Raw genomic sequence first — 6,716 nt, 5'->3', positions numbered from 1 at the left:
CGCCTAGGGCGGCGGGCCACTCGGCGAGGTCGGGCGCGGGCGTGCCGCCGGCCTCGAAGGCCGCGACGTCTGCGCGGCTGACCTTGTAGATGCGGTCGAAGGGCTCGCAATCGACCGGCGGCTGATCGCCCCCGAGAGGGCCCGGCCAGAAGTCGTACGGGCCGTATGTGGACCCGGCCATTCGGACCTCGCCGTTGGCCAACCCGCCGAGCCACAGGCCTGCCTGAAACACATTACCCAGGCCGCTCCCTCGAGGCATCTCGTAGCCCTTATCGACATTCTGCGACGTTCTGCGCGCGGAAGAGAGACCCGTTCGTCGTCCGAAGTGCCGAGACGTCGTTGACGTCGAGCACACCCTGATCCAAGCCGCCGGCACAGGCGTCCGGTGAGATCTGGGCCTGGGCAGGAGCGGCGGGGCCCTCGAGGACGCGACCCGAGGCGGCTCATTCGCCATCGAGGACGCGGAGATCAGAACCACCTTGATTCGTCTATCTTACTGGCTCTATACGGGTTTGCTCATGGCCCCAGACGTCACCGTCCTACTCGACCGCGTCCGCGAGGGGGACGCCTCGGCGCTCGACCGCGTCATCGAGCAGCTCTACGACGAGCTCCGGTCGGTCGCCCACAGGCAGCGCGTCCGCAACGGCGCCGCCCCGACCGTCAACACGACGGCCGTCGTCCACGAGGCCTACGCCAAGCTCGCCGGCCGCTCGGCGGCGCTCGACCTCAACGACCGCCAGCACTTCGTCCGCGTCGCCTCGCGTGCGATGCGCGACGTGATCGTCGACTACGCCCGCGCCCAATCGACGGAGAAACGCGGGGGCGACGGCAAGGCTGCGTCGCTGGACGAGATGCGCGAGGTCGGCGTGACCGCCGTGTCCCCACGTGTCGACTTGGACGAGACGCTGTCCGTCGACACCGCCCTCGACAAGCTGGCCCAGATCGACGAGCAAGCCGCTCGCGTGGCCGAGCTCCGCTACTTCGCCGGGCTCACCAACGAGGAGACCGCCGAGGTGCTGGGCGTCTCGCTCGCGACCTCGAAGCGGCGCTGGACCGTCGCGCGGGCCTGGCTCGCGCGCCATCTCGCCGACTCGTGAGCCGGCGCGGTGGCATATCTCGGTTGCCCCGGTAGCCCCTGCGCCCATGAACGACACTGATTGGTCGAGAGTCTCCGACGTCCTCGGGCGCGCCCTCGACGTCCCCCCCACCGACCGCGACGCGTTCCTCGAGGGCGCCTGCCGCTCCGACGACGGCACCGTCGACGCCGCGCTCCGCCTCGAGGTCGAGGCCTTGCTCGACGCCAGCGACGCCGCCGACCTCGAGGACGCGCTCCGCTCCCCGATCTCCTCCTTGGTCGAGGCCACCGTCGTGGACGACGTGCCCGTTGGAACCGCCGTCGGTCCGTGGCGGCTAACGGGCGTGCTGGGCGAAGGCGGCATGGGCATCGTGTACCGCGCCGAGCGCTCGGACGGGCTGTTCGAGCGGGAGGTCGCCCTCAAGCGGCTGCGGTCCGGGCCGGGACGCAAGAAGCTCGCCGCCCGCCTCCGTGCCGAGCGCCAGACGCTGGCTCGCCTCGAGCATCCCGGCATCGCTCGGCTCTACGACGGCGGCGTCTCAGAGGATGGTACGCCCTACCTCGTCCTCGAGTTGGTCGAGGGCGAGACGATCACGCGGTGGGCTTCAAGGACAAAGGCGTCCGTCGAAGACCGCATTCGGCTGTTCGTCCGGGTGTGCGAGGCCGTCGCCTACGCCCACGCGCGGCTGGTCGTCCACCGCGACCTCAAGCCGTCCAACGTGTTCGTCCTCGAGGACGGCGAGCCGCGGGCCAAGCTGCTCGACTTCGGGATCGCCAAGCTGCTCGACGCGACGGACGTAACCCAGACCTCGGGCACGGCCATGACGCCGGCCTACGCGGCACCGGAGCAGCTTCTCGGACAGGAGGTCACGACGGCGACGGACGTCTACGCGTTGGGCGTGGTCTTATACGAGGTCCTGACCGGCGAGCGCCCCTACGACGTGTCGGGCGCGACGGCGTCGGAGGCCGAGCGGATCGTGCGCGAGACCACGCCTCCGCGCCCGTCCTCGAGGACGGAGAACCGCGCCCTCGAGGGCGACCTCGACACGATCGTGCTCAAGGCGCTGGCGAAAGAGCCCGAGCGGCGCTATCCGACGGCCGCAGCGCTCGCTGACGATCTGGAGCGACACCTTTCAGGCTTGCCGGTCGAAGCCCGGCCGGCGACGATGAGCTACCGGGTCGGCCGGTTCGTTCGCCGACATCGGGCCGCAGCCGCCGCGGTGGCCGTCGCGCTGGTCGCGCTCGTGAGTGGACTCGGCGCGGCATTGTGGCAAGCTGGAGAGGCACGCGCCGAGGCCACGCGGGCCGAGGCTGCGCTCGCGGAGACGGAGGGGGCGTTCGGCTTCCTCGAGGACACCATCTTGGTCGGCAACCCGAGCGAGGGCGACGCCGACACGCCGATCAGCGTGGTCCTCGATAGTGCCGCTGTCCGCGTCGAGGACGAGACCGAGCCGGCCGTCGCGGCTGTCATCCACACGTCGCTCGCCAATGTGTACCTCGGCCGAGGCCTCTTGGACCAAGCCGAGCATCACGCCCGACGAGCGATCGAGCTGTTTTCAGATGACGCCCAGGGCTTCCGTCCCGGGTCCGCCCAACACGCGCTCGCGCTCGCGCTCGCCGAAAGTGGACGAGCGGCCCAAGCGATTCCCCATCACGAGGCCGCCGTCCAGCGAATGCGGGACGTGGTCGCGCAGGACACGACGAACGAGGTCCACACGAAGCTCTTGGCGAGCACTCTCTCCGCAATGGGCGCGTCCCTCGAGCTCGAGGATCGAATCGAAGAGGCGGAGGCCGCATTCAGGGAGTCGCTCACGTACAGCGACCCGGAGTACGACCTCTACTTCTCGACGCTCAACAACCTCGCCCTCCTCAATACCAATCGAGGTCGATTTCAGGAGGCGGCTGAAACGCTCGACAAGATCGTAGATGCCTTCCGGGCGAAGGGTACGAATGCTCGCTACGAGCTCTCGTTTGCGCTTGGGAACCAGGCTGCCGTCCTTTCCGAACTCGGACCGGAGCAAGGTCCGAGGGCGATGGAGCTGTACCAGGAGGCCATCGACATCGCCACCGACCTCCTGGGCTTGGAGCATCCTGGCACGTTCAGCATTCGGATCAACCGGGTCGGCACGCTCCGCAGGATTGGCCGCATCGAAGACGCACAGCGCGATGGAGACGCCGTCCTCGAGGACGCCCGCCGGGTACTCGGCGACGACGACTTTATGACGGCTTTCGCCCAGAACATGGTCGGCACGACGGCTTGTCAAAGCTCGGACCCAGAACGCGGACTTCGGCTTCTCCAAGAGAGCCAGGAGACGCGCGTCGGGATGCTCCCTGAAAGCCACTGGATTCTCAGCAACGGGGAGAGCGTGATGGGCGAGTGCTTGCTGCGGCTCGGGCGCCGAGCGGAGGGCGAGCGATTGCTACGGCGTAGCTACCCTCGACTTCTCGAGGCCCTGAGCCCGGTTCACCCTCGCGTGGCCGAAGCGAGACAACGCCTCGAGGACGCCGGGCTCTCGATCCCAGGTTAGCCGTCCTCGAGGACGCGGACCCGACGTGGGATTGCCGGAGTAGACCGGGTGCCCATCTGCGCTTTCATGTTCGACCTCGCCTCGCTCCTCGCTCTCGTCCCCGGCCCGACCGGCGCCGCGACCGGCTCCGGCTCGCTCACCCTGCTGATCATCTACATCTCGGTCGCGATCGGCGTGAGCTTCCTGTGCTCCGTCCTCGAGGCCGTGCTGCTGAGCGTGTCGCCGGCCTACATGGGGACGCTGGCCGACAAGAACCCGAGTGCGGCGGCTCGCCTCAAGGAGTACAAGGCCGACGTCGAGCGTCCGCTGGCGGCCATCCTGAGCTTGAACACGGTTGCCCACACCATCGGTGCGGCGGGCGCCGGCGCACAGGCCGCAGCCATCTATGGCAACGAGTTCATAGGGGTCTTCTCAGCCATTCTGACCCTCGGCATCCTGGTCCTGTCGGAGATCATCCCGAAGACGCTGGGCGCGGTCTACTGGCGCGGGCTGGCCCCGCTCGTCTCACGGATCCTGCCCATCCTGATTTTGATCACGCTGCCGCTGGTGTGGCTGTCCCAGGGCATCACCAAGCTGATCGCTCGGGGCGAGAAGGAGGGCGCCGTTAGCCGTGAGGAGCTCGCCGCGCTCGCCCAGATCGGAACCGAGGAGGGCGTGTTCGACGAGACCGAGGGCCGCATCCTACGCAGCCTGTTCCGCTTCCGCCAGCTCAAGGCGAAGGACGTCATGACACCGCGCACCGTGATGGTCGCCTACTCGGAGGACACGCCCGTCCGCGAGATCGCGGAGGACGGCCAGCCGTTCTCTCGTCTGCCCATCTACGAAGACAACCGGGACCACATCACGGGTATGGTCCTGCGTGACGACGTGCTGCAGGCCGTCGCCAACGGGAAGCCCGACGCGCGAGCCGCCGACCTAACCCGCGAGATCCTGACCGTCCCCGACTCGCTCCCCCTCCCCGAACTCTTCGAGCGGCTCCTCGACCGCCGCGAGCACCTCGCGTTGGTCGTCGGGGAGTACGGCGGCACGGCCGGCGTCGCGACGATGGAGGACGTCGTCGAGACGCTGCTCGGACTCGAGATCCAGGACGAGACCGACCACGACCACGACATGCAGACGGCGGCTCGTGAGCGCTGGGCCGAACGCGCCGCGCGCCTCGGCATCATCGAGGAGGGAACGGACGCCGAGGCCATCCTCGAACAGAAGGTCCAGGAGCAGAAGGCGGCCGCTCAGTTCGGGATCACCGGCGGCGAGCCGCCCGCCGTCGGGTAGCGCCCCCGAGGACGACCCGGCCCGCACCGAGACGGGTCGTCCTCGAGGGCGCACCGCAGAACCTCGCTCGGCCTCGAGGCCGGCGGTCACCAGACGCGGGACGTCTGCCAGCCGCTGTCCGGATCGTTGCCCTTCGTGTCGAGCGACGCGGAGGCCTGCCACTCGAAGCGCGCGTTGCGGCCCGCCACCGGCGGCGGCAGGTTCTCGGGGATGGAGACCTCGGTCTCGAAGGTGTGCGACGACCCGGCCTCGAGGCGGACCGCGGCCGATGCCAGGCCATCACGGTCGGGCAGGCTGGCCGTGACGTCGCCGCCCGAGGCCCGGCGCGGGCCGTCGTCGTTCGGCCTCGAGGTCGTCCGCTCGGGCACGGAGACGCGCTCGACGCACGTGACCTTGACGGTCCCCTTCGACACGTCGATGTCTTCGTCGCGCACGTTGACGTGGACTGTGAAGGAGGCCGGCTCTCCCCGCGTCCCGTCGGTAGGCCCGAGGGAGAGATCGGCCCGTTTCCGGTCAGGTTGTTTCAGAGGTTGGAGAGGAGGCCCACGAGGTCCTGGAGGTGATGGCTTCTCCTTCCTGTGGATCCGAGGAGCGGTAGGGGTCATCGGCCGGGACCTTCCTCGAGGGCGGGGTAGTTTCCGTGCCCTCGATTCCCGCCCGTATGCGCCGCCTGGAAGACTTCGCCGACGCCGACCTCCGCGTCTTCGACCGGCCGCCACTGCCACCTCCGAGCGAGATCAAGAGCGCTCACTTTATCGGGATCTGCGGCAAGGGGATGGGTGCGCTCGCCGAGCTGATGGCCGAGGCCGGCTACGACGTCCGGGGCTCGGACGAGGCCGCCTACCCGCCCATGTCGACGCGCCTCGAGGCCGCCGGCATTCCCGTCCTCGAGGGCTACGACCCAGACCACCTCGACCCCGTCCCAGACGTGGTCGTGGTGGGCAACGCGAGCACGCCGACCCACCCCGAGGCCGCCGCCGCGCGCGAGCGCGGGCTGACCCAGGCGTCGCTACCCGAGACTCTGGCGCACCTGTTCCTGTCGAGCCGCCAGCCGGCCGTCGTCGCAGGGACGCACGGCAAGACGACCACGACCGGGATGCTCGTCCACGTGCTGCGCTCGGCCGGCCTCGACCCGGGCTTCCTGGTCGGCGGCGTGCTGGTCGGCGAGGAGCGGACGGCGGGGCTCGGGACCGGACGCGTGTTTTGCGTCGAGGGCGACGAGTACGACGCGGCCTACTTCGACAAGCGGCCCAAGATGATCCTGTACCGGCCGCACCGCGCGGTCGTGACCAGCTTGGAGTTCGACCACGCCGACATCTACTCGGACTGGCCCGAGTACCTGCGCGCTTTCCACGCCTTCGCGGCCCTCCCGCCGCCGGACGGACTCTTGGTGCTCAACGGCGAGGACGAGGAGGTCCGCAAGCTGGCCAAGCGGACGTGGGCGCGCGTCCGGCTCTACGGCGTCGAGGGCGCCGAACCGACCGGCGTCACGTTCCACGTCGCAGCTCGCGACCTCGAGGCCGTCGAGGGCGGGCAGACGTTCCGGTTGGTCGTCCACGGCGAGCCCGTCGCCGACGTGCGTCTCCCAATGGGCGGGCGCTACAACGCGCTCAACGCGCTCGCCGTCGCCGCCATCGCCCTCGACGCGGGCGCCACGCCGCAACAAGTCGCCGATGGATTGGGCTCGTTTCAGGGTATGAAGCGCCGCCAGGAGGTCGCCGCCGACGCGCGCGGCGTACTCGTCATCGACGACTTCGCGCACCACCCGACGGCCGTCGAAGCGACCGTCCGGGGCGTGAGGGAGCGCTGGCCGGGTCGCCGCGTCGTCGCCGTGTTCGAGC

Annotated in this window: 6 protein-coding genes; 4 read left to right on the top strand and 2 right to left on the bottom strand. The window is 69.5% G+C overall.

The genetic code is table 11. The annotated features are described in order from the left end of the window. The coding region (locus tag WBA11_RS09825; protein ID WP_424520521.1) for a hypothetical protein at positions 1 to 181 on the bottom strand (181 nt) is incomplete at its 3' end. A 298-nt stretch (positions 182 to 479) separates the two neighbouring features. Here WBA11_RS09825 and WBA11_RS09820 point away from each other — a divergent pair. The 3 genes from WBA11_RS09820 to WBA11_RS09810 are packed head-to-tail and all read left to right on the top strand — an operon-like array spanning position 480 to position 4,875. Next, positions 480 to 1,097, top strand: a complete 618-nt coding sequence (locus tag WBA11_RS09820) for an ECF-type sigma factor (RefSeq protein WP_424520520.1) — start codon at positions 480 to 482, stop codon at positions 1,095 to 1,097. A 46-nt stretch (positions 1,098 to 1,143) separates the two neighbouring features. After that, the gene (locus WBA11_RS09815; RefSeq protein ID WP_424520519.1) at positions 1,144 to 3,603 is read left to right on the top strand and encodes a protein kinase domain-containing protein; all 2,460 of its coding nucleotides are present in this window, start codon (positions 1,144 to 1,146) and stop codon (positions 3,601 to 3,603) included. A 48-nt stretch (positions 3,604 to 3,651) separates the two neighbouring features. Further along, positions 3,652 to 4,875, top strand: a complete 1,224-nt coding sequence (locus WBA11_RS09810; RefSeq protein ID WP_424520518.1) for a CNNM domain-containing protein — start codon at positions 3,652 to 3,654, stop codon at positions 4,873 to 4,875. Positions 4,876 to 4,961: 86 nt separating this feature from the next. Here the strand turns inward: WBA11_RS09810 and WBA11_RS09805 are convergent, their stop codons facing one another. Next, positions 4,962 to 5,309 carry a hypothetical protein gene (locus WBA11_RS09805; RefSeq protein ID WP_424520517.1) on the bottom strand — a complete coding sequence of 116 codons (348 nt, stop codon included), beginning with the start codon at positions 5,307 to 5,309 and terminating at the stop codon, positions 4,962 to 4,964. Positions 5,310 to 5,515: 206 nt separating this feature from the next. On the opposite strand from WBA11_RS09805, the gene WBA11_RS09800 reads away from it, so the two are divergent. After that, positions 5,516 to 6,716, top strand: a 1,201-nt coding sequence (locus WBA11_RS09800; RefSeq protein WP_424520516.1) for a UDP-N-acetylmuramate--L-alanine ligase, incomplete at its 3' end; no start/stop codon positions are given.

Origin of the sequence: Rubrivirga sp., assembly GCF_049648075.1 — a bacterium.
In the GTDB taxonomy this organism is placed as follows: Bacteria; Bacteroidota; Rhodothermia; order Rhodothermales; family Rubricoccaceae; genus Rubrivirga.
This window is presented reverse-complemented; position numbering and strand designations above follow the sequence as displayed.